The 24488-nt window shown below is 40.6% G+C and carries 15 protein-coding genes; 5 read left to right on the top strand and 10 right to left on the bottom strand.

The window, feature by feature from the left end:
- The 3 genes from FDK13_RS26250 to FDK13_RS26240 all read left to right on the top strand — a co-directional run.
- On the top strand, positions 1-1035 hold a 1035-nt coding region (locus FDK13_RS26250), incomplete at its 5' end, for a T9SS type A sorting domain-containing protein (protein WP_137342985.1).
- Positions 1036-1151: 116 nt separating this feature from the next.
- Positions 1152-2444: a cadherin-like domain-containing protein gene (locus FDK13_RS26245; protein ID WP_137342984.1), complete on the top strand. Its 1293-nt coding sequence runs from the start codon at positions 1152-1154 to the stop codon at positions 2442-2444.
- 471 nt (positions 2445-2915) lie between these two features.
- Positions 2916-3551 carry a response regulator transcription factor gene (locus tag FDK13_RS26240; RefSeq protein ID WP_137342983.1) on the top strand — a complete coding sequence of 212 codons (636 nt, stop codon included), beginning with the start codon at positions 2916-2918 and terminating at the stop codon, positions 3549-3551.
- 59 nt (positions 3552-3610) lie between these two features.
- On the opposite strand, the gene FDK13_RS26235 is transcribed toward FDK13_RS26240, so the two are convergent.
- The 5 genes from FDK13_RS26235 to FDK13_RS26215 form a co-directional block, all read right to left on the bottom strand.
- Positions 3611-6784, bottom strand: coding sequence for a sensor histidine kinase (locus tag FDK13_RS26235; RefSeq protein ID WP_137342982.1), 3174 nt, complete (start codon positions 6782-6784; stop codon positions 3611-3613).
- 369 nt (positions 6785-7153) lie between these two features.
- A complete protein-coding gene (locus FDK13_RS26230; RefSeq protein ID WP_137342981.1) occupies positions 7154-10315 on the bottom strand; it encodes a sensor histidine kinase in 3162 nt (1053 codons plus the stop codon).
- 1149 nt (positions 10316-11464) lie between these two features.
- Positions 11465-14029 (bottom strand): TonB-dependent receptor, encoded by a 2565-nt coding sequence (locus tag FDK13_RS26225; RefSeq protein ID WP_137342980.1) that lies wholly within the window; start codon positions 14027-14029, stop codon positions 11465-11467.
- Between the two features lie 334 nt (positions 14030-14363).
- On the bottom strand, positions 14364-16094 hold the full coding sequence (locus FDK13_RS26220; RefSeq protein WP_170982922.1) for a tetratricopeptide repeat protein: 1731 nt from the start codon (positions 16092-16094) through the stop codon (positions 14364-14366).
- A gap of 28 nt (positions 16095-16122) precedes the next feature.
- Entirely contained in the window at positions 16123-16545 is a 423-nt protein-coding gene (locus tag FDK13_RS26215; protein ID WP_137342978.1) for a rhodanese-like domain-containing protein, read from the bottom strand.
- 725 nt (positions 16546-17270) lie between these two features.
- On the opposite strand from FDK13_RS26215, the gene FDK13_RS26210 reads away from it, so the two are divergent.
- Positions 17271-17528: an Rrf2 family transcriptional regulator gene (locus FDK13_RS26210; protein ID WP_137342977.1), complete on the top strand. Its 258-nt coding sequence runs from the start codon at positions 17271-17273 to the stop codon at positions 17526-17528.
- A 119-nt stretch (positions 17529-17647) separates the two neighbouring features.
- Here FDK13_RS26210 and FDK13_RS26205 read toward each other — a convergent pair whose 3' ends face one another.
- From FDK13_RS26205 to FDK13_RS26185, 5 genes are all read right to left on the bottom strand, one after another.
- Positions 17648-18268, bottom strand: coding sequence for a DUF6134 family protein (locus FDK13_RS26205; protein ID WP_137342976.1), 621 nt, complete (start codon positions 18266-18268; stop codon positions 17648-17650).
- 28 nt (positions 18269-18296) lie between these two features.
- Positions 18297-19127: a sterol desaturase family protein gene (locus tag FDK13_RS26200; RefSeq protein WP_170982921.1), complete on the bottom strand. Its 831-nt coding sequence runs from the start codon at positions 19125-19127 to the stop codon at positions 18297-18299.
- Between the two features lie 380 nt (positions 19128-19507).
- On the bottom strand, positions 19508-20404 hold the full coding sequence (locus FDK13_RS26195) for an SDR family NAD(P)-dependent oxidoreductase (RefSeq protein WP_137342974.1): 897 nt from the start codon (positions 20402-20404) through the stop codon (positions 19508-19510).
- A 59-nt stretch (positions 20405-20463) separates the two neighbouring features.
- Positions 20464-22083 carry a sulfatase-like hydrolase/transferase gene (locus FDK13_RS26190; protein ID WP_137342973.1) on the bottom strand — a complete coding sequence of 540 codons (1620 nt, stop codon included), beginning with the start codon at positions 22081-22083 and terminating at the stop codon, positions 20464-20466.
- Between the two features lie 44 nt (positions 22084-22127).
- Entirely contained in the window at positions 22128-22517 is a 390-nt protein-coding gene (locus FDK13_RS26185) for a hypothetical protein (RefSeq protein WP_137342972.1), read from the bottom strand.
- Between the two features lie 664 nt (positions 22518-23181).
- Here FDK13_RS26185 and FDK13_RS26180 point away from each other — a divergent pair.
- A complete protein-coding gene (locus FDK13_RS26180) occupies positions 23182-24390 on the top strand; it encodes a sterol desaturase family protein (protein WP_137342971.1) in 1209 nt (402 codons plus the stop codon).
- Positions 24391-24488: the final 98 nt, after the last annotated feature.

The raw sequence follows: 24488 nt of genomic DNA, 5'->3' as shown, positions 1-24488 counted from the left end.
TCCGTGACCATTCCGGGTGAAGGTACCTATGTGGTGAACACGACAACGGGTGATATCACTTTCACACCGGTAGCGACGTTCACAGGAACTGCCACGCCGGTTAATTATACGGAAAAAGATGTGAACGGAGTGATTTCAAATCCGGCTCCCATTACGGTTACCGTAACGGCTACACCACCCGTGGCAAAAACTGACATAGGAACTTCTACCAACGGAAATCCGGCTATCGTGACGGTATTGACCAACGACACGCCAGGTTCAGCACCGATTGACCCGACTACGGTGAAACTGATAGACCCTAACACAGGAATACCATCAACTTCGATAACGATTCCGAATGAAGGAACTTATACGGTTGATCCGATAACAGGTGACGTGACCTTTACTCCGGATCCACTCGTAACCGTGCCGATCACGAGTACCATTACCTATACCGTAACCGATGTAAACGGACTGATCTCGAATCCTGCCGCAATCACGATCAACGCAACTCCGCTGCCTGTGACACTTACCTCTTTCAATGTAACGAAGGAAGGACAGGTAGCTCGACTAAACTGGGCAACGACTGCTGAAACCAACAGTGATCACTTTGAAATTCAGCACAGCGTTACCGGTAAGGACTGGAACAAGATCGGATCGGTAGATTCTCACGGTGACAGCAACGTAAAAAACACTTACACTTTCATCGATTCTAACCCTGTAAACGGCGAAAACCTGTACCGTCTGAAAATGGTTGACAGAGATGCAACGTATGCATACAGCCGTATCCAGAGTGTGAAATTTGATGGCCTTAACCGATCTGCGGTGAGCATTTACCCTAATCCTTCATCAGACAAAGTATTCATTCAGGATATGGATCTGGCGCAGGTTAAACAGGTTTCTATTCTGGATATGAACGGACGCGCTGTTTTCAGCAGCAGTACAGTAAACAGCAATGGCATTAATGTAAGCAAGCTTATACCAGGCACTTACATTCTTCACATTGCAAATATCAACGGTGCTGTAAGCAATCATAAAATAGTGATCATCAGGTAAGTAACCCCCTCTTCTGATTTAAAAAAATACCCTTTTGCATTTTGCGGAAGGGTATTTTTTTAAAATTATAAGTGTTCCTGTTCTCTGCAATTTATCATTTCAACAAGATCAAGTTCATGAAAATAAATATACTTACGCACAGCGCATTTTTTGCAGCAGTGATTTTTTTCAGCGGTTCCCCGCTTTTTGCCCGGGTTGAAACTAAAATCAGCGCAACAATAAGGGTAGGCGCCGCCAGCCCTCCGGTGGCAGTAGCGGATGCAGCCACCACCGCGCAAATGACACCGGTAACCCTGACCGTATTGGCCAATGACATACAAGGCTCCGCAATGATTGACCCACTGACCGTGATGCTTATTAATCCGTATACGGGGGCATCGGTACTTTCCGTTACAATCCTGTATCAGGGAACCTTCAATGTCAATCCTTTGGATGGCACGATTACATTCACGCCTATTCCCGGATTTGGAAGTGTTGTAAAGCCTGTGAACTATACGGTTCAGGATATAACGGGAGTACTATCCAACCAGGCAGAAATTATTGTTACCGTTACACCTACACCTCCCACAGCAGTACCTGACTTTGCCACAACGCAGGAGAATACGCCGGTAAGTTTGACGGTATGGAACAATGATATTGCGGGTACGGCCATGATAGACCCGCAGATCGTCAAGCTGATCGATCCGGTGACAGGATTAAGGGTCTTTTCCTATAACATATCAGGCGAAGGCCTTTTTGCCGTCAATTACCTGACGGGTGTAGTAACCTTCACACCCGTCGCCGGTTTTGTGGGCACTTCTGCTATCAACTACGTGGTCCAGGATCTGAACGGAGAATTTTCAAATCAGGCGGCTATTACAGTTGATGTTACCGCCAAACCGCTGCCTGTCACCCTTGCTGTATTTATAGTAAGCAAAGAAGCCCGGATGGCAAAACTCAACTGGGAAACCACTGCTGAAACAAACAGTGATCATTTTGAGATTCAGCATAGTATTACAGGCAAAAAATGGAGTAAAATCGGGGAGGTTGTTTCTGAAGGTGAAAGCACTATGAAAAAAAGTTACACCTTTACGGACCTGAATCCTGCAAACGGAGGGAATTTATATCGACTGAAAATGATTGATAAAGATGCAGCATTTACATACAGCCGTATTCAAAGTGTGACATTTGAAACAGGCAATGACCTGTCCGTTTACCCCAATCCGGTTGCATCCGAATTATTCATCCGGGATTACAGCGCAGTAACCAGGATCTTGATCACGGATCTTATGGGCCGCACAGTATACCAGTCCGGTGTTCCGACAACCGGCACGATCAATGTCACGACACTGCCAACAGGCATGTATATCATGAACACTACGTGGATTAACGGCCCGGTATCTTCACAGAAAATCGTAGTAAGAAAATAATCTTTGCGGTTTCAAAGGGCCACGCAAAGAAAAAAGCAAAGCACGCAAAGAAAAAACTTAGCGCTCCTTGCGTGAACCCCCTGGACCAGCCATTCAACTGAACCGATATATTTCTACAATAAAATCGTAAATACTCTACAAATCAAACTGCCTTTTCTACTTAAATTTGAAAATAACCGGATTTGGAATCGAATCGGTTTTATGATTTTCAAACACAATACACCACAAACGTATATAACCTTCCTCTCACCTGCACACACTATATTTTTATACAATCAGGGGTTTGTATTTCATTCTGCCCGGGTTATATACCTGTAACAGATTTTTTTTGATCGACAAACCAAAAAGACACTACCGACTTATAATCAACTATTTACATCAAACAGACCGGCACTTAAATTATTGAAAAAAAATCACGATAATATCTAATTTTAAAATTAAATTTACCCCTTACAATAACCTCCTCACGTAATGAAATTTCTAATCATTGAAGATCATCCTGTTATATTATTAGGTATTAAAAAGTTAATTGATGAAAGTTATCCCGCTGCCACCTCTTCCAATAGCTGCAATTTTCCGGATGGCCTCAATTTACTAAAAAATCAGGCTTTTGATCTTTTGATACTTGACCTGAATATTCCGGGCGGAAAAGACATGGAAATGATTTCTGTCATACGCCAAATTCAAAAAGACATTCTTATTCTGATCTATTCAGGTTTTGATGAAAAAATTTATGCACTACCCTATATAAAAGCCGGAGCGGACGGCTATTTATCAAAAAAGACCACATCCGAAGAATTTCATGAAGCTTTAATGACTTTGATGAAACACGAGAAATACGTGAGCCAGGACATAAAAAATGAAATGCTGAACAATATAGGTAATCAGGATTTCGCAAAATTAAAGGGGGCCTTTAATGCATTATCACCGCGGGAAATGACGGTGATGCAACTTATGTCGGAAGGTAAGTGGACGAAAGAAATCGCGATCATGCTCAATGTGAAAGAAAATACGATAAGTACATTCAAGAGAAAAATCTTCGACAAACTGGAAGTGAGCAACCCCATTGAGCTATCGAAAAAAGTATCCTTACTTAAAAATTTCTAGCCTGGTTCAGCGCCTGTTTGAAATATCAATCGGAGAGGCGCTGAATTAGTGCAGTGAAATCATTCAAACCGCAGGTGAAATTTCGTACGGACATCTTGTTCAACGCTTAATCCTATTCCGAGTAAAATTGTTAGATCCTTAACAATTAAAAGCCCCATTCCTGATTTTTTTCTTGGTATCTGATCCATAGTCCCTTCGTATTCCTCCGCATTTATCATATCCATAAGATCGGCCGGGATACCACTGCTGTCGTTGGAAATGGTCAGTTCCAGAGATTTTCCTTCCTCCTTGCAGGTACTGATCACAATTTCACCATTTTTAGTAAACTTGGCCGCGTTATCAATTAAATTATGGATAATAACAGAAAGCATCTGATAATCCGTAAAGACCATGACTTGTTCCGGAATTTCATTGACAATCCGAGAATTATTTTCTTTGATCAGGTTATTAAATAATAGAATTTTATGATCACAAAGCACTTTCAAATTGAATTCTTCAAACTTCATTCTGTTACCAAAAACCTGAATTTTGATGTAACTCAACAGATCGCTCAACATGGAATTCATACGTTTGGTTGAATCTGCAATAATAGATCCAAGCTCGGAAACATCCCCTAACCGCCCTTGTTCAAGCATTTTGGGTATACCTGCGGAGGCAATGCCAACATGATTAAGAGGCGACTGGATATCGTGTGTGATAGAAGCCATAAGCCTGGACATGATGTGCATTTGCCGGTTCATGTCTTTTGTAGATTCCTCCAGTTTCCAAACAACTTTATTCAATTTTTTTGTTCTGTTCCGAACAACTTCCTCCAGCCTTAGATTTTCCTTTTTTATTCTTTTAACTTTAAAAATGTTGTATAAATACACAAACGCAATTAGAATTAATACTGCGAAAGCCTTGGCCCACCATTGCTCATACCAAAGAAGCGGTACGACGATGAATAGCTTTTTTATAGTATAATTATCAACGCCAAATCCATTTAGCTTCCTGATCATCAACACATAATCCCCGGATGAGAGGACGGAAAACCGGATATCAGATTCATCATTGTCAATTGGAAGCCAGTCCGATGGCATAGGCAGGGTGTTTTCTTTAACGAGTGCATATGAAAAATTGACATTGTACGGATTGCCGAGATAGGCTGTTGAAAAGTGTAAATTGATCTGCCTGGGGTTTTGCGGAAAAATAAGTGTATCCCCTGAAAAAGATAAAAGCTTTCGCGCAATCTCCACCTTATCAAGCAGGATCTGTTCTTTTGGAAAGCTATTTTTGATCTGGTCCGGCCTGAACCAGACAAATCCGTTGAGGGAGGGCAGTGAAATATAGCCATTTTGTAATTTCAAACCACATGGCTGGCAACCTCCGTTGAATTCATTGGTGTTAAATCCTTCATCTTTGGTATGATAGGCATAAAACAGCTCTGCCGGTACCCTGTTCCTTATGCCGGTCGGGTCCATATTCAGCTTTGATGCTTTATTCAAAGCCGAATATTGAAGCAGATCCCTGACGGACATTTGAAACAACCCCCGGTTGGTGGGAATCCATAAATAGCCGCGCTCATCGTCCACAACACAATGAGGACTGGACAGATAGCTGTTTTTATCCATTGGAAAAACAGTCAGGAAACCAGTAGAATCCAGCAGCATAAGTCCCTTCTCATGGGCAGTAACCCAGGCCTGATGGGCTCCAAAACCATGAATCGATTGAATATTAAACCCTTGTGTGCCCGGAATTAATTTTAATTTTTTATCGGTAATATCAACCTGATATAATCCTGTTGTTGTGCCCAACAGCAAACGGTCGGACGAGAGGGATTCAATGTAGTTAATTTGCTCCAAAGACCCTTTGATAAATAATTGGGGCCTTGCATTTAAGTCGTTCGGATCTATATGGCAGAGACCTTTCTTCAGCACACCAAACCAGATTTTTTTCATTTTCCCCTGATGAAGGGTCTGTATTTCTTCATCTAGCTCCCAGCGTCCGAGAATTATTTTGTCAGTCCTGTCCAAATGAATAAGACTCCGGCCATCTTTGACCCAAATGGATGCATTAGCATCTCTCATGATGGTTTTGCCATCCCACTGGTTAACAGTTGCCAATAACGTCAGCTGTTCTGTAACCACTGCTCCTGTCAAAGGATTTTTCCCGAAAATCATCCCATTAGGTGTCGAAACGGCATAATCTTTATAGGGCATTTCACCATAAAAAACATTTCTACGTTCATCCCCTTTATTTTTAAGCACTTCAAAACTTTGTTTTGATAAAATAAAAAGTCCCTGGGTTGGGCTTCCCATAAAAACCTTTTGATTGTAATTATCAAAATAAATGGCCCGGATCAGCTTTGAAGCAATGTCAAAATTTTCAACCAGCAAACGGGTTACTAAATGAACATGCCCTGCCCTATCCCTGATTTCGTTAAGCCAGTACAGGTTTTTATTGATGTATAAAAAAGTCTGGTCTGACAAACTGTTCCAATACACAATAACCCGCTGTTTTTTTTCTTTGTACCCGGGTTCGTTCTCGATATCGCCTGAAACTGTCATTTCCACAGGTTTACCCATCGAGAAACCCATAATATCCCCGTTACTTTTCTGATGATAAAGATTCCCTCCCATGGTAAAAAACTCCCGTACCGGCGTTCCGCGATAAGGAATGGTATACTGTCTCTTTCGATTTAGAAAAAAGCTTACGGAATTACTGTCACAGAGGTAATTATGCTCCGTGTCTCCGGCCTGAAACAGGTGGTAGTTATTATCATTAGGATACTGTGACAGGCTGATCGGCTCAGGCAAAAATGTTTCGCGGTATATCGCCTTAGTTTCCTTGATGGCAAACATATTTTTGTTTTTATCCTCATCAAAAACAGAATCGATGCTGGCCTTTCCATTTTCAACCCGGACCGTTTCTCCGCCGGAAAAAATGACATAACTCTTTTTACTACGTCCGGAGACCGGCTTATCAGCCGGCATGGCAGTTCCTATCCTGACGTTAGAAACGCCCAGGCTTTTTCGATTGAAAATATAAAATTTGCGGCCATCGTATCTTACAAGGCCATCTTCGGTTGCCAGCCACAAAAAACCCTCCGAGTCAGAAAACATCCATTTGACGCTATTCTGCGGCAACCCATTGTCACCATTAAAATTGGTAACCGTATAATTCTTTTGGCTGAAGGTAACTTCCGGCAATAAAATCGCCAGTAAAATTACCAGGGTAAGTAATTCGTTTTTCATTTACCTAAATTTTACGAGGAGGGTTAAATTTTGGACGATTTCCAGGCATCATCCGCATATAAATGTAGCAAATAGATTACTATTTCTACATTTCTGTCCAAAATATCTACCTCGTACTTTCCTCGTAAAATCTGATACATTGAAGTACCCGGGAGTTTACAAATTGTCTCCCGGCAACATTTTACAGGTATAATACCGGTTTGTAATGATCAACATACCCGGACACACGCTTCAGTATAAACGTTTTACAAACTTTTGCGACTATGTTACCCGTTAACATTACCCGAAACCATTACCTGTAATTCAACCGATACTGAAGTCCTTACCATTAAATAACATTTCACGCAACGAACTAAATTTCTGCTATCCTCAGATACTCTTCTTAAAAATCATGTAAAAGCTTGTCATATCCGTTTGCTCCACTTTTAAACCAATCCCGAGTAATGCAGCAATTTCCTTGACAATCAAAAGCCCCAGACTTGTCTTTCGATAACCACTTTTTGAAAGATCCAGTGCGCCCTCAATTTCAACCGTATTGATCATATCCTGAACCTGCTGCGGTATCCCCGTGGAGGAATTTGCTACAACAAGTACTAATTTGTTCTCTGAATAATTTGATATATATACTTTAATCTGGCCACCGCTCGTATATTTTGCTGCGTTGTCAATAAGATTATGAATCATGATCCCAAGCATCTGATGGTCAGATAACACTTGAATATCATCAGGTATCTCATTTACGAACCAGGAGTTATTCAAAGCAACCATATTTTTGAATATTCCAAATTTTTCGTCTACCAGTATTTTAAGATCAATATGCTCTAAACAAAGTGCATTTTCGTAAACATGCACTTTGATGTAATTCAAAAGCCCTTTCAGTAAATTACTCATACGCTGGGAAGAATCGGCAATAAGTTCGCCAAGCTCTGCCACTTCCTCGAATTTCCCCTGCCCAATCATTCTGGAGATATTGGAAGAAGTAAGATTTATATAATTGAGCGGCGACTGGATATCATGGGTCATGGAAGCCAGCAATCGTGATAACATATGTAACTGCCTGGACATATCATCTTTAGACGTTTCCAGATCGATCATGGCATGATTTAACCGGTTCGTACGACGTTCCACAATTTCTTCCAGTTTTCCTTTTTCCTGTCTTATTTTTCTGATTCTGAATATGCTGTAAGAATACGCAATGGCAAATAGTAAGAATACAAACAAAACGATTGCCCACCATGTCTCATACCAGAACAATGGAACAATAAAGTACACCTTTTTCAGGATGTAGTTATTTACGCCAAGGCCAGTCAGCTTCCTTACGATCAGGGTATAATTCCCTGAATGAAGGTTTGAAAATTCGACGTCAATATTCTCCCGGTCTACGGGTATCCAGGTAGAAATGCGTTTTTCATTTTCATCCATGAGCGCATAGGATACTTTGAGGTTATATTTATTTCCAAAATAAGCTGTGGAAAAACTTAGTTTGACAAGCTCCGGATTTCTCGGAAAACGAACTGTATCATTTGAAACCGCTACGGGTTTCTGGTTCACTTCCACCCGGTCCAATATGATACTTCCGTCTGATTTATAATCTTTAATCGTTTCTGGCCTGAACCAGACAAATCCATTCAGAGACGGCAGAGAAATGTAACCGTTTGGTAATTTCAAACCGCAGGGTTCACAACCGCCGTTAAATTCATTGGTATTAAAACCCTCTTCTCTGGAATGATAACGGTAAAACAGTTCGGCAGGCTGTGAACCGGCAGAATTATCTTCGTTACTTTTATGGATAATGCCCGTTTTCAACTTTGCATATTGAACCAGATCTTTTATTGAGATCTGAAAAAGGCCTTTATTGGTTGGTATCCAGAACCCATCCCGGCCATCATCGATAATATCATGAGCACTTGCCAGAAACTTCTCCCTGTCCAAAGGAAACCTGAACGCCTTTTCGTTACCTGAAATGAGCATAATTCCAACGTCACGTGCGGCGATCCATATCTGGCCGCCCGCTCTCACATAAATACTTTTAACATCGACACCTTCTGTTCCTTTCAGTAAAGTAAGATTTCCTGAATAGCCGTTCATCACGTATACACCCGCCGTTGTACCCAGTATCATTCTGCCTGCACTTTCAGATTGCAGATACGTAATGTTCCTGTCTGCCAGAATACGCTCAGGCTGGCGGGTACGACGATTTATTTTATATAAACCCCTTTTTATTACAATGGCCCAAATTTCTTTGGATTTCGAATAAAAAATCTCCCGGATTTCTCCCCCCAGATTCCATTTCCCAATCAACTTCTCTCCTTTGGAATCCATCCGGAACAGATAATTCCCGGATTTAATCCAAATGTAGCCCTGGGTATCTCTAAGAAGACTGTATTTATCAAAGGTATTGTTCTTTGCTATTACCGGCAGATTTCTGCTGAATACCTGGCCGGTGGCAGAATCTCTTCCAATGACGGTCCCGGTCGGTGTGAGCACGGCATTTGTACCAAAAGGTATTTGGGCATAAAAAACATTTTTCAGTTCTTGCTCTTTTGTAGCAAGTGCCTGGAACAATTGTTTCGTTAAAATAAAGAGACCTTGTGTGACACTGCCCAAAAAGACTTTTTCACTGACGCTGTCCAAATGTATCGAGAATATGTTGCGGGAGCTCAAATCAAAATCTTCCACGATAAGGCGGGTGTCCAGTCCGTGCTTTTTATTTGGAATGATCATGTAAAGATTTTTACCCAGATAAAGGAAGGCTTGATCCGAAGCCACATTCCAGAATAATTTCGATTTCTTTTTCCCATAAGAAATATCCTTAAGGATATCACCGGACAGGCTGATATTTGTAGTTATATTTCCCTCAATAGACTTCACAGACTGCTCATTGACCAGGTAATATAATTTCTTTCGTAAAGTAAAGTAGTTCCAGAATCTGCCCGCAAATACATTGCTTGATTTTGCAATCCCGTCCTGATAGTGCACTACTTTAAGACTATCACAGATATAATACTGGCTTTCGTCTACCGGAATAATGTAATGCTTTGGTATGGCGAGTTCTCCCAAATAATAGGGCAGTCCGGAAGCAATAAACGTTTTAACATGCCCGTCTTTTAAAAATGGGATCGACGCTGTTCCTGCGTTGTATTGTGGATCAACGACTGCCGTTCCTTTGTGTATCCGCACATATTCGTTCGCGTTGACAGCCGAATAAAATACCTCCTTATCTTTTCCGACAGCGCCTGACAGGCTTTTCGCTGGCAACAAAGGTGGAGTGATCATGTAAAACCGGTTTCTTGAAATTTTTAGGTTGAAACGGTTAAAAGTGTAAAACCGGCGGCCATCAAACCTTACCAACCCATCCTCAGTAGCCAGCCAGATAAAACCTGCACCGTCGGCAGTTATTCCTTTGACACTGTTTTGCGGCAGACCATTATCTCCGGTATACTGTTCTATTGAATAATTTTTCTGTGCTGATATAGATTTCGATCCAAGAAAAATCAAAAGTGTGATAATGAATTGACCACTTCTTCTCATACTGTTTGTTAATTAAGGAGGGATTGGAATTTTGACGATCTTGCCGATATGAAGGATGTCATATTCTTATGCTCATCCGTTGTAAATTCTACGTAGGATTTGCAGCGAAGTCACAAAAAAATAGAGAAATTTCTATTGAAATATAGTCGGATAGCGATTAGAAGATCTCAACAGCTATTTTTCCTAAAATGATTTTACACGTTAAAGAAACCGTATTTATATTAATACAACAGATATCTCTCTCATGGCGGCAGTACCAGACCCAGGCTTTCGGAAGGCTTGAATAACATCGGCCTGTGTTTTTGAAGGGGAGGCTTTAGTGCAGCAGACTTCTTACTCGGCTGCTTTTCCTATCCGGAGCAGATCAGCTTAAAGGGGAAACCACTTCCAATATTGTCAGGTTTATTTCTTCGGCTTCCGGCGGCTCTTTTGCCAGCATGGCCATTGTTCACGCCCAACGCATCCGAATCCTTTCCCGATCATTTTGCAAAAAGTTTTAGTTAAACAAATGCCGCATTGCTGCACAAGATATAAATATATTTAACAGGCTGACTAAAAGTTAATTACGAGCAATTCAGTGCACCTTTTTGAAAAAGAAAAGACGCACTGAAAGATGCTTTTTAACTTTGAGCATTTTTGAACGTTTTGGTGATCTAAAACGCAAAAAAATCCCGCTAAAATTAAATTTCAACAGGATTTCTTGATTTTTTACAAAAAAAATGTGCGTCCAGGCAGGACTAATATTAAAAACGCAGCGCCTTACTTACGAAACGGAGTTCTTTTTATTCAATATGACACCAACAAATTGCCATCAGTATTTTATTTTTCAATACGTGTATGTGTTCTGACAAACGTGAAACTTAATATTTCTAAGTACATGGACGTATTTAATTTCAATTTAACTATTTGAAATAAAGCAAATTGAGTACTTTAATTCTATCAAATAATTATATCCACGTACTTACCTTAAAATAATTGAAAGGAATTCCCCCAAGCCTGGGTGTACCAATATTTATCCTAACGGGTAATCTGCCAGAATGCTGTACAATAAAAAACGAAAGACAGCAGCAAAACAAAGTCTGCTACTGTCTTTCGTTTAAGTTGAATTAATAGCTGCCAATATGCATCAGCGATACTATCAACAACTAATTAGTATGTAAACCTCACGGTGACTCCATAGGTACGTTGGTCACCAACTATACCGGCGTATTGTCCGTAACTTCCAGGAGCCGCCAATAGTTGTTCGTAATAGTTCTTGTTGAAAATATTTCTTCCCCATACATACAAGGAAAGTCCGTTAGAAGCTCGGAAACCAAGACGGGCATTGGTAAGTCCATAGCCACCAATATTCAGGTACTGCGAAGGAGACGGGCTAGATGAAAATTCTGACCGTAAGAATTCATCGATTCCAAGAAAGTAATTTCCTTTCAGGCTAATCAATGATCCTTTAACAACAACTTCACCGCCCACTGAGCCCGACCATTTTGAGATACCTGGCAGTCTTCCTCCCGAAATATCCTTGAAAGCCTGAGCCCCTCCTACTTCCTCCAGTGGCACAGGAGCATTGGCAAAACGAACATATTTTCCATCAGTATAGGCAATAGCGGCGTTAAAAGTAAAATGTTTCAAGCGGATATTTCCATCTACCTCTGCACCCTGTACACGAACTTTTTCCGCATTCGCCAGATAGCCACGGTTTACGCCAGGTTCAGGCGTTTGTACCTGTGTTTGATAGTCTTTGATATCCGAACGATAGATGGTAAGATTTAAAACCGAATTAGCCGATGGTTTGGTTTTCACACCAAATTCCTTGTGATCCACATATTCTGGTTTCACCTTGGCAAGATCAATCAAATTCTGACCATTCGCTGTTGGCAAACCACCCACATTTACCCCAATTGGCTTGTAACCAACAGAATAAGTTGCGTACGCATTCAAATTAGTACTGGCTTTGTATTGTAAAGAAAGCTGTCCCGAGAAATTCCCTTCTGAGTAATCCGTGTTAAATGCCTGGTTGGTATATACGCCATTTTTCAAAGCGATCAGTGCAGGATCAGTGGTTTGTAATCCTCCGTAGGTTTCTCTTTTGTAATCAACTACTTTCTTGTCATAGTTGTAACGGATACCAGGTAAAATATGAAACTTGTTAGTCACTACCCAGTCAGCCTGCGCGAAAACGGCCAAACTGGTACTTTTAATACGGTTTGTTGTGCGAATACCAAAGTTGTCAAACAATCCGGGCGTTTTCCAAAGAGCACTTGTTGAACTTTGTGCAAATCTCCATTGTGCCGAACCGGCTTCTTCGGTTTGTACTGGATCGGATTTAAGATCTTGCCAAAGGCCGAAAACGCCAACCACTCCGCTTAATTTTGGCGATATTTTTCCTGAATACCGTATTTCCTGCGACCACTGATCGTGTGCCGAATTACCCGATGATATCGTGAATACCGGCAATCCAATATAATCCCTGTCATTCAATGGTGTCCATTTCCAGAAACGCCATGCAGAAGTACTGGTTAATGTTCCTTTCCCTAATTTTATATCTGCATTAACTGAAACTCCACCCAACCGGTTATCCGCCTTTGAAGGTGTATCCAGATCCAGTTTACGTTCAAAAGCACTTTTGTAGGGCAATGTATATCCTAAATCAGCGATAATAGCATTGAATTGTCTGTATGCTGCTCTTTTGGTTGGTACAACTCCTGCCACCGGCCATCCGTACCCATTCGGTTTTTGATCCGAAACATCCCCGATCACGGTGATATTGATATTTTCGTTCGGCGTATATAATATCTGCCCTCTTACGCCAATGTTGTTGATATCATTGATCGGTAATTGAGTATGAATGTTGTAAAACGTACCGTTGCGCTGCGTACCTGTGAAGGAAACGCGTGCCGCTAATTTTTTGCTGATTGGTCCTGTAAGTGAAACCTTCGCCTGAACGAAACCTAAATTACCATAACTCGCTTCCACGTTGGCTCCGGGTGTAAAACTTGCTGCACGGGTTGTTATGTTAAAAGCTCCTGCCGTTGTGTTTTTTCCAAAAAGTGTTCCCTGAGGTCCACGAAGAACTTCAACGCGTTCAATGTCAATAAAATCCAGTGCTGTTGCCGCCGGACGAGCATAATAAACTCCATCCACATAAAAACCAACACCTGGGTCAACGCCATCATTGGTAAGTCCGAACGTTGAGCCCAATCCACGAATATTCAGGGTTGTATTCCGTGCATTCGACGCATACAACTGTACCGTAGGCACCAATTCTTTCAGACGGTTTACATTAAAAGCTCCGGCGTCTTCGGCTCTTGTCCCGCTGATCACAGAAATAGGAATAGGTACTTCCTGAGCAGATTCCTGACGACGACGCGAGGAAATAACGACATCATCCAGCTGGGTATTATTCAAATCAAGTTTGATTTCAACCCCGCTTCCTTTGGTCAGAACCTCTTTTCTCACATACCCGACGTACGAAACGATCAGTGTGAAGGGTAGTTTCTGGGCTGTAATCAGGCTAAATTCCCCGTTTGCGTCTGTCACAGATCCGTTGGTTGTGCCCTTAATTGTTACCGTGGCACCAATCAATGCTTCGTTGGTCCTGGAATCCAATACTTTTCCGGAGATCGTTGCATTGTTGGTTTGACTATCTTGTGCTGATAGAAATAGGGGAAATAGAATTGCACCAACAAGGAAGGTTATTTTTAAAATTTGTTTCATGCTTATTGAATTTATCGATATTTAAGTTTAACTGTTTTTCGACCGGAGTCAGAAAGAAAAAACTTCATGTTCCGTATGGGGCCACCTGTTCTCAGGCGGCCCTATCCTTAGTCAACATAATACCAACAACAATAAGATTTTGCCCGGATAATTGAATTCATTAGGTGAGTTTGGTTAGTTCGGGAGTAAATATATAAACTATATAGATTTTATGGACTATATGAAATTATTTCTTTGCAAAAAATGAAGGAGAATTTGTCAGTTGGGCTCGTGGATACTGGCTGGAAACCTGGAAAATTTTCCGGAAAATGCATATTTCCCGGTATGATTCATACTATAAAGGATATAGCGATTTATCTCCTCCTTTGATCACCTCAGCAAGCTCAGCCATATATTGCTTCACTTTTTCAGCATCGCCCTTTTTCTCGTACACTTTATAAAGGCCCCATAACGCGTTTGCGCTGTTCGGACGTTTTTTTGCCAGGTCTTCATAGGCTTTAATAGCCTGATCATATTTCCCCGCTTTCAGATACACTTCACCCAGACTTATCAAAACCGGACGCGCGTACGATGGCGGCTCACTGTAACCAAGATCATGTTCCTTTTTCCGGGCAATCGTAAGGATTTTGATCGCTTCGTCATCCTTGTTTTCCAGACTTTTGATCAGTCCCTGCAATTCCAGAGATGCAACATTTAAATCCCCTAACCTTCTGGCTGCGATCACATCATCCGGGAATGACTGAGTGCTGTTTCTATATAAATGAGCATCCAGCGCATCAGAATATTTCTTTGCCTCGTCCACTTTGCTTCTTTTTACAGCGTCCATTCCCAAAGCAAAAAGGTAAAGGCCGTCTTTGTAGGCGATCGCTTTTCCGGTAAAAATGCTGTCTTTGTCATTGATCAGTTTCAAACGGTCCGCCGCTTTTTTGTAGTAACCAAAACACAGTTCCATTTTAGCAGGCGCTACAATTCCCTGATAGAAAAAGCGCCCCTCATATTTTGCTTTTCTTTCTTTGGTTACCGGCATATTCTGCAATTTTTCAGCATAATACAAACCTGTTTTGTAATGGCCGTCTTCGGCGCAGTTTGATAGCAGGTAGTTGATATTATGGATATAATTCCAGGTATCCACTTCCGGGATTCCTTGTTTTTTCATATAAACAGAATCCACCGCAACCGCAGCCAGGAATGCTGCATGTGCTTTTTGGTACTGGCCAAGTTTGTAATAAACGTGCCCGGGCATATGCACCATATGCGCAGCGCCAGGCGTCAGCTGACTCATTTTTTCTGAACTCTTGATCGCTTCATCCGGACAGCAGTTTTCCATTAAATGGATCCAGTAATGGTGTGCGCCTGCATTATCAGGATCTGATTTTAAAACATCACGAAGCAGGTATTCACTGTAAATCTGGCCTTCGCGCGGATTGAGCTCTACATCATAACCTGTCATTTTACTTAATGCCAAAAACAATTTCGCATCAATATCTTCCGGATATTGATGAACCAGGATTTCCAGTTTTTTCTGGTATTCTTTTTTGCTGTTTTCTCCGGGGGCATCTCGGAGCAGAATCGCTTCGGCATATAACTGTTCGTGTCCGGAAGCCTTATCTTTCAGCTCTTTAAGCTTTTTTACTGCCAGTTTTTTATCGTTATCAAAGTCAGTTCCTTCCGTCGCGCCGATTGCGCTGTAAAGTCCCCAGTAAGGCATAATGGCTGTTGAATCCTGACGGATTGCTTCCTTGAAAGAACGGTAAGCTTCAAAATCCCAGAAGTCATGCAGCAGCGCAACACCCTGGTTGAAATATTTCCGGGTCAGTTCCGATTTTGTCGAGATCTTTAAATGCGAAGTCCCGACTCCTTCCAGAAACTGTGCAGGAGGAAGGTTGTGAACATAGGCAGTTTCCTTGCGGTAGGCCTGGATATGGTCCAGATGGTTATGGGCAAATTCGTTCTCATCTACATGGCTTCCATGATCGTGCCCGCCAGTTGGAGCCTCGCCCTGCCTGTCACGCTGTGCGAGCGTATGAATTGAAATAAGACAAAACAATAAAAAAGAAAATTTCATATTTTTAATTTTAATAAAATACAGGTTATCAATGCTGGGAAACCGATGCCGCTCCCAGACTTTTCTGTCCAGCTTCAACCTCTTTCCCTTCTTGTTTCCACCCCAAAATCCCACCTTCCAGATTGACCACATTTTTAAATCCTTTTTCGGATAAAAAATCAGCGGCAGCACTGCTTCTTTTGCCGCTCCGGCAATATACGTAAACAGGTTTATCCTTATCAAGATGCTGTGCATGTTTTTCAAATTCGGCTTTATCTTCCCAGTTTGCCAAGGTTGAACCTTTGATATGCCCTTCTTCATATTCGGCAGGACGGCGGACATCCAAAAGCTGAATTCCTTTCTTTTTGATCGCTGTGTCAAATTCCTCCGCTTTCACACCGGACTTGTTCTGCGCGAAAATACTTACGGTTATCGAAAATAATAGTACGATACTTAAAAATACAGTTTTCATAGTTTTAAAATTTAGATTGATTGGTTTAATCGTGATTTTTTCTGCTTTTTTTAAGGGAATACTCAACTAGACGAGCCTTCAATTACAGTTTTTGAAGCAATTTCAATCAAACAGTATCCGATGTGTCGGCTCATACCAGAATGACTAAAACAAAATTGGAAGGCCTTAAAAATAAGTCACACCAGGATTATTGATACACAAAACTGCAATGCAGTATTATATCTTGCCATAAACTCCCCGTGATATACGTAAAACAACAAATATCGCAACGCTAATCAGGCATTGTTTTTGTCAAGCGATTAAGAAGGTTTTTCATTTCCACCACTTTTACCGGACAGCTATTTGTTGGGCTGCGGGAGTTACTTATTCTCATGTTGTGAGTTTTAAAATCTGATTATTGGTGGTAATAAATCAGATTAGTATATTAATTTGATAGGCAAAGTAAACTATAAGAATGTTTTATTGCAAATCATTCTTCTTTTTTTTGTTTGATAAAAGCAAAAATGCGATACATTTAATAAAATCCGATATAATTAAAAAGTTATTCCAGATACTGCAAAGAGGCTGGTTTTTCAATATATCAAACCCAGTAAATCCAGATTAATCCTGAGCGAACTAAATGAAAACCGAGACTCGGTTTATGTAATTCCTGATAGATCCGGCAAAAAATATGTATTACCAGAAAGCACCTTGCAGGCAAACAGCTATTAAAATCAGTGATTACGATGATATCAAGGAAGATTAAATATGCGCTAAAAATACTTAGATTACTTGACAGGCAATACATGAAAGAGCCTGCCTTTGTTTCTGAAATTGTGAAGAAGGAAGATATTTCACAGCATTATGCAGAAACAATATTGGTACGATTTAAGCATGGTGGGCTGATCGAAAAAAGAATGCACCACGGAGGCGGATATTCACTTTTGGTACCTGCGGATCAAATCAACTTTTTAAAGAACCATGTACATTGGCATCCGCTTTAAAAAACTGGCAGGCTGCTGACTTATCCGTATTAAGTAAGATCACGATTCGGGATATTCTGTAAACGCTCCGCCAGATGTGGCCTGCAATGAGCATTGATACAATTTATTTACCCGAATTTTCATTTCACGGCTAACTGATTCCACCTTCTGACAATCCTGAGTTTCATGCCTGCGAGTTCTGATTGCACTTCAGTACAAAGACCTTGACGATAGGCATAAATACTTTGTTTTCCATTCGGCAAAACAACCCCATACCGGCTTTCATCAAGTTTTTTAACCGGGCACATCTGACCGTATCTTTCAGAATAGACCATGCCAACGTTGGAAGGTTCCTGATAATACAGGCCAGTCATCGTGTGATTGATTGTCTGATTTAATTCTTTTAGTTTACCATAATCCGTGGCTTTACCAGAAAAACTGACATGATAAAGCTGAGGATGCCGGTTTGAAGTACGGGTACTTTCCTTTTGCTTTCCATTCACAAAATGTTCAGTAACCGAGGATTGCAGATTGCCCTCGAGAAAGTCATTTTCGCTGGAAAAACTTCCTGAGTAAAAGGGAATGCTGAACTGAGCTTCGATACGGTGTTTTATTGTTTTTGAAGTGTTCTCATACAACAAAACCTTCACGGACCCGATCACCCGGCCAGCTACCATAACATCATACATCACTGTCTGCGAAACCGATATGAGCGGCAGCAGCAGACCGGCAGCAATAATAAGCAACGCCAGATATTTCATTTCTGTTTTTGTTAGGGAAAGGTAGAAATCATTCAGACAGCTCGCTGCGCGAATCTTTTGATTTAAAAACCGGGTAACCAAGCTGTACATACCAAGGTTCTTCGTGATAATCTTCCAGGCCGATATGCTCCGAGAACTCTCTTGTTATTTTTGCAGTACCAAAAATCATATCCCAGATAAAAAACATGTTTCCATAATTTCCATTGATCACGCCAATCCCGTCAGCATCGGTAGCGGCGTGATGTGCATGATGTGTTGCAGGTGTGGAAATAGTCCGCTCTACAATCCACATCACCGGGTGCAGCCACTTGACAGCGTACAAAGGTTTGTCCCAACGCACACTTGAATGCGCGGAAATTCCGATCAATGCTTTGAAAAAATAACCAATCAGAAAGGCTTGCCCAAAGCCTAAAAACACAAGAACTGTCGACACTATACGCGAAGGAAAAAGCAGCAGATAAATCCAGGAATTCCGGCCTGTCAGAAAAACGCTCATCTCAGGTGCCGTATGATGTACCCGGTGTGCTTTCCATAGCCACGTATAGGTATGTGCGGCACGATGCCACCAATATTGCGTAAAATCTTCCAGAAGGCAAGTGATAATCACGCCAAGCCACAGCGGGACACTGGAAAAGAAATTGAAATAGTCCGCAAAAAAGAAGTTTAAAATGTAAGAAGTTAGTAAAAAACTTATTGGTCTTGTGATGGTGCTGGATAAAAAAAGACCTGCAAAATTGATATACCACTCATTTTTAGACCATTTTTCGCTTTTGTACAATCCTGTAAAAAATTCGGCAATACTGATGACTGCAAATAGTGTAAGTATTTCGTAATAGATAAGGCTATCTGTGAACTGCATGATCGTAAAGTTTTGAAATGGAAATCTATTTGGGGCATAACTTTTCTGTTCCGGATAAGCGGAATTACAAAATCGTAACGTCTCAGGCAAAGCCTGCCCAAAACAGTTTTTAGTTATACGGAAATTTAAGTAAAATGAGGTTGACCTAAACAGGATCAACAGCAACAACAGAATTGTTGTGCAGGATAACATGAAGAGTCTTTGTCAGACTGAAGATAAGCTGCAGGAAGTAAATTAATCGCATTCATAATCATGATTTTTGGATTAATACTGAGCTTCGGGTGGTCGTAAGCTAATTAATCTATTAAATACATAGACAAAGTAAACTAATTCATGTCAGATTAGCAAACTTTTTTTAAATTTCTTTTTTATCCTGATGTCTATTTCTCTGAATGGTTTTTCATAAGTACAGCTGTAACTTCTTCACAATAATCCCAGATCAGATTTTCGTTTTCAACCGAGTCATATTTCTTGCTTACTTTTACCGGTTTACAATTATCAAAATATTTCCCGCTCACTCCTTTAACATCTTTTGACAAAGCCAGGTAAATGATCGTTTCTGCACCTTGGGCAGGCGTTTTGGAAAAAGGAATACTAATTTTGGAAATGAATTTAACCAACGAACCAAGACCGCTCCCTCCCAGAAAATTAGAAGCAACCAGACCGGGATGAAGTGTGTTCACAGATACGTTTGTTATCCCATCTGCTTTCAGTTGTCTGCTTAGTTTTTGTGAAATAAGGATCAAAAAAAGCTTTGCATCCCCATAGGCCTTTGAAACGGAATAATTCTTTTTATTTTCAATGTCATAAAAATCGGGCTTGGCCAGATGTTTGTGTGCTACCGACGAAACATTGATAATTCTGCCGTCGCTGCTTTTTTTTAACTTGTCGAGCAATAATTCCGTTAACAAAAATGGTGCGAAAAGATTGAGTGCTACCGTTTTTTCACGTCCTTCAAGGGTTTCCTCCCGCGCAGTTCCCATAATACCGCCAGCATTATTGATTAAAATATCCAGATTTCTGTACCGCTCATTGATATGCTGCGCCATAAGCCTAACCTCGGCTAAAAGGAATAGATCCGCTACAATCGTATCAACCTGAAGATGACCACAAGCTACAATGATTTCCTGCTTTAATTTATCGGTTTTCTCTGTATTCCGGCCATGAATGATCACATGGGCACCTTGCTTTGCGAGTGCAAAAGCAGCCTCTCTTCCTATGCCTGAAGTTGCGCCGGTAATCAAAATAATACGACGCTCAGGGTTGGTCTCGTTCATAATCTGTTTTAGTTTGAGTAATTAGCTGAGATAATCAGAATAAATGGATGACTTAAATTTTACAGTGAAAAACGGTCCGGTTTTCCGTTGTAATCATTTTTATAATATCCACTTCCCGGCCAAAGTGGCTTAATCAGATTCTTTTCCCAAGCGGCAAGGTCATTTTTCAGCTCTGATACTTTCGTAGGATTTCTCTGTGCAAGGTTGTTCAGCTCAGATTTGTCAGCTTTCAAATTGAAAAGTAAAGTAAGATTATCCTTATTATTTAAAACAAGCTTCCATTCTCCTTTTCTAATTGCTTTATTCATACCCGAACGCCAATAGAGCGTTTGATGAGGCAATTCTTTGTTAGTATTATTCAAATACGGAATCAGGTTCACACCATCATAGCTGCGGCTGGCAGGAAGTGTCGAACCACTTACTGATGCCGCAGTTGCAAAAATATCCAGTGAACTCACTGGCGAATTCACAATCAACCCCGGATCTATTTTCCCTTTCCATTTTACGACAAACGGAACATTGATCCCTCCTTCGTATAGCGACATTTTGCCGCCCCGGAGCGGCGCATTATTGGTCGCGTTGGTATAAGTGGCACCGCCATTGTCGCTCAGGAAAAATATAAGTGTATTCTCTTCCAGTCCGAGCGCTTTAATCTTATCATGAATTTGCCCGACTGCGCTGTCGAGGCCCGTGATCAGAGAGTAATAAATTGCCTTATTTAAATCAGTCACACCCTTGGCTTTATATTTGTTGACATCCTTAGTCAGAGCCTGGAATGGCGTGTGGGGCGCATTAAAAGGGACGTAAAGAAAGAAAGGTTTTTCCTTATTTTTTTCGATAAACTGATTGGCTTCCCGGGCCAGCGCATACGTATAAAATTCCTCTACCTTAATGACATCATTATTCCTCCTTTTCAGCGCAGGGCCTGAATTGCCCTGCTCCCAGATATGAGAATCCATGATACCTTTGTTACGGGAATTAACGGTTTCACTGGTATCGGCAAACCATGAAAATGCCTCATAAAAGCCGTAATGATAATCGAATCCACGTTTTAAAGGAAGAAACTCCTCGCTGTAACCCTGATGCCATTTACCAATAATACCGGTTTGATATCCATTCTTTTTCAGTAAATCTGCGATGGTGATTTCCTGCACCGGAAGGCCTTGTTTGGCAATTGCAGCCTGATCAGGCACCTTTTGCAGATCAGCGAATTCAAGTTCCTGAAGATCAAAAGTATTGTTCACAATCAGTTTGGTAATCCGGTTGCTCAGATAGCGATTTACCGGTTGAAGTTCATAACCAAAACGCTGCTGATAACGACCCGTCAGAAGTCCGGCTCTGGATGGCGAACATATCGGCGCCGAAACATAGGCTTCGTTAAAAACCGCTCCCTCACTGGCTAATGCATTGATATTGGGCGCTTCAACAACTTTATTTCCATAGAGCGGCAAATCAGTTTTCCCCAGATCATCCGCAATCAGAACGATGATGTTTGGTTTATCATGGTCCTTATTTGTAGGTGCTTCTGCTAAGAATTGCTGTTTCTCAGCAATTTTTTCCTTATCAGGGATTATATCAAACTCGTCACTCGTCAAGGGCCAGAAAAGATAGGCAGCAGAACCGGAAATTAATATCAAAGATGAAAACAGGATGACCCGTCTCCGAACTGTTAAAGCCATTTATAGAGAAGGTAATTTGTGATTTATTAAGAACGGTTGTTTTCCTATCGGGCATTAATCATGACTTTACTTAATTGTGTCAGGCGAATTCCCTTCAAACTCTTTATTCTCTCCTGAATTTTCACATTATAGGTTACGTTAAAACCAGTACCTACAAAGGCGTCAAATTCTTTCATCGCCGCATAAAGCTGTTTTCTGGAAATCCCACAATATTCCATTTGTAAAAGCTGTGCTTTTTCTGAATCGAGATTTTTGAGTTTCCAGTATTTGGGATGGTCCGGCCCAATCGGGGCATGGAAGTAGTTTTCCTCTGAATCTTTTATCAAAAATTCAAAGTTTACAAAAATCTCTTTGTGCCTTTTCAAAGGCGTTGCCCAAAGAATTATTTTCACCTCTCTGTCAACGGTTAAACTATATATTTTCTCGTAAAACATCTGTGTACTTTTATGTGTCTCTTTTAAATAATATCGCCTCCCCTTCTAACTTTGAACATATTCAGAAGCCAATTTTACATTAGTATACTAATCATATAGACAAAGTAAACTAAAATTTAAGTCGGTTCAAAGTAGTTTATTATTTTTGAATGATTTGTTTTCGATTTTGAATAAATCAGGTTACCAAATAAACAAAATTTAATTGCTTATTTATTGATCTGTTAAGACTTCCATGAGCCGCTCATCATGGAATGAGAATTAAAACCTCGTTTCCCTCTGATGACCTTACCACGAATTATAGAGCCAAAATACAATAATAGTATTTGATTCAGTATAATCCGTAATTCAAAAAAACGTGATTTAATTACTAAATGTAGGGATCAGATTTTGTTTCCATTTATTAAAAAATGCATATTTACAAAATCTACTTGTTCTATATATTATGAATACAAATATTGCACCTTCTGGTAAAGTGTCAGTCTCAGAAGACGTGGCTCATGTTTTATCTGGTCTTGTCATAATTGCGATTGTTTATTTTTTCTTATAACTACCTCAGGAACAGGACAAAAATTTCTACCCTTATATAAATAAAAATGCCTGAACCGGCTTTCCGCAGAAATTAAGTTCAGGCTGTTTAGAATCAAATAACATTGTATAGAATTTTATGAATCTAAATTACATGGCGCTGGCCGTACCGATTTTTCTGTTTTTCATAGGGTTGGAATATGTATTTTCCAAGATACTTAACAGGCGTATATTCAATTTCAACAGCTCAGTTGCCAACATGAATGTAGGTGTTGCAGAAAGGCTGATCGATCTTTTCACGGCTGGCTCCTTTTATTTTTTTTATGATTATCTCCATCAGCATTTTGCCGTATTCGATATTAAACCAACGGTACTAATGTGGGTCGCCCTGATACTTTCAACTGATTTTATCTGGTACTGGTATCACCGCTGCGGACATAAAATTAATTTTTTCTGGGGGTTTCATGTGGTGCATCATACCAGTGAGGAGTTTAACTATACAGCGGGCAGCCGCATTACGGTTTTCCAGGCGGTAATCAGAACTCTTTTCTGGGCCATTCTGCCCATAATTGGTTTTCCTGCGCCGATGATCACCACAATGTTGATCGTACACGGACTTTATCCTTTTTTCACGCATACCCAGTTAATCGGAAAACTGGGTATTCTGGAATATATTCTGGTAACACCGTCTCATCACCGCGTACACCATGCCAGCAATGAAGAATATCTGGACAAAAATTTTGGCGACATGTTTATCATCTGGGATAAGCTTTTTGGCACTTTTGCGCTGGAAGAACAAGAGTTGGTTTACGGACTTACAAAACCGCTCGACAGTTTCAGTTTATTGTGGCAGCATTTTCATTACCACGTGGAGTTATGGTATGCCGCCAAACAAAAGAAAGGTTTACTTAATAAGTTAAAACTCTACTTTGGAAGCCCATCCGATTTTGATCCCGGGATGAGATCTTTCGTTGAGAAAAAATTTCTTTCTAAAAACAAGGTTCGGGTCCGTTCCCAAAAATTCAGGTTGTATGTACTTTTGCAATTCAGCGTTATGGTTACAATCTTGTTTTTTCTTCTGCTTTTTGAACATCAGACAGATCTGTTTCTTCAAACCATGACCGCCTGTTTTATTATTTGCACATTAATCAATTGCGGTGCTATTCTTGAACAACGACGCTGGGTTTTCTATCTTGAATTCGCAAGAGGTTTTTTTGTTATCCTTACCACATTTTATTACTTCCCGCACCCTACCACGCTTGTTTTTATGACTGCACTTACGCTGGCATCACTTGCTTATTTTTCAACATTACAAAAACAATATCTCAAATCAATCTATGGAAGGTAGCGCTAATGGCTGATAAACCGGCAGATATCCTTTACCAAGCTGGTTTGTTAATTTCAAACTGACACTGTTGATAATGGCATTTAACTCATGATGCTGAT

It is taken from the genome of Dyadobacter frigoris (assembly GCF_005280585.1).
In the GTDB taxonomy this organism is placed as follows: domain Bacteria; phylum Bacteroidota; class Bacteroidia; order Cytophagales; family Spirosomataceae; genus Dyadobacter; species Dyadobacter frigoris.
The sequence above is the reverse complement of the archived record's forward strand: the minus strand, read 5'-3'. Positions and strand labels throughout refer to the sequence as shown.

Excerpts from the sequence above, each read along its gene's own strand:
- FDK13_RS26215 (WP_137342978.1), bottom strand. The coding sequence starts at position 16,545 with ATGAAAACTGTATTTTTAAGTATCGTACTATTATTTTCGATAACCGTA.
- FDK13_RS26225 (WP_137342980.1), bottom strand. The coding sequence starts at position 14,029 with ATGAAACAAATTTTAAAAATAACCTTCCTTGTTGGTGCAATTCTATTT.
- FDK13_RS26240 (WP_137342983.1), top strand. The coding sequence starts at position 2,916 with ATGAAATTTCTAATCATTGAAGATCATCCTGTTATATTATTAGGTATT.
- FDK13_RS26235 (WP_137342982.1), bottom strand. The coding sequence starts at position 6,784 with ATGAAAAACGAATTACTTACCCTGGTAATTTTACTGGCGATTTTATTG.
- FDK13_RS26195 (WP_137342974.1), bottom strand. The coding sequence starts at position 20,404 with ATGAACGAGACCAACCCTGAGCGTCGTATTATTTTGATTACCGGCGCA.
- FDK13_RS26245 (WP_137342984.1), top strand. The coding sequence starts at position 1,152 with ATGAAAATAAATATACTTACGCACAGCGCATTTTTTGCAGCAGTGATT.
- FDK13_RS26185 (WP_137342972.1), bottom strand. The coding sequence starts at position 22,517 with ATGTTTTACGAGAAAATATATAGTTTAACCGTTGACAGAGAGGTGAAA.
- FDK13_RS26210 (WP_137342977.1), top strand. The coding sequence starts at position 17,271 with ATGATATCAAGGAAGATTAAATATGCGCTAAAAATACTTAGATTACTT.
- FDK13_RS26180 (WP_137342971.1), top strand. The coding sequence starts at position 23,182 with ATGAATCTAAATTACATGGCGCTGGCCGTACCGATTTTTCTGTTTTTC.
- FDK13_RS26190 (WP_137342973.1), bottom strand. The coding sequence starts at position 22,083 with ATGGCTTTAACAGTTCGGAGACGGGTCATCCTGTTTTCATCTTTGATA.
- FDK13_RS26200 (WP_170982921.1), bottom strand. The coding sequence starts at position 19,127 with ATGCAGTTCACAGATAGCCTTATCTATTACGAAATACTTACACTATTT.
- FDK13_RS26220 (WP_170982922.1), bottom strand. The coding sequence starts at position 16,094 with ATGAAATTTTCTTTTTTATTGTTTTGTCTTATTTCAATTCATACGCTC.
- FDK13_RS26205 (WP_137342976.1), bottom strand. The coding sequence starts at position 18,268 with ATGAAATATCTGGCGTTGCTTATTATTGCTGCCGGTCTGCTGCTGCCG.
- FDK13_RS26230 (WP_137342981.1), bottom strand. The coding sequence starts at position 10,315 with ATGAGAAGAAGTGGTCAATTCATTATCACACTTTTGATTTTTCTTGGA.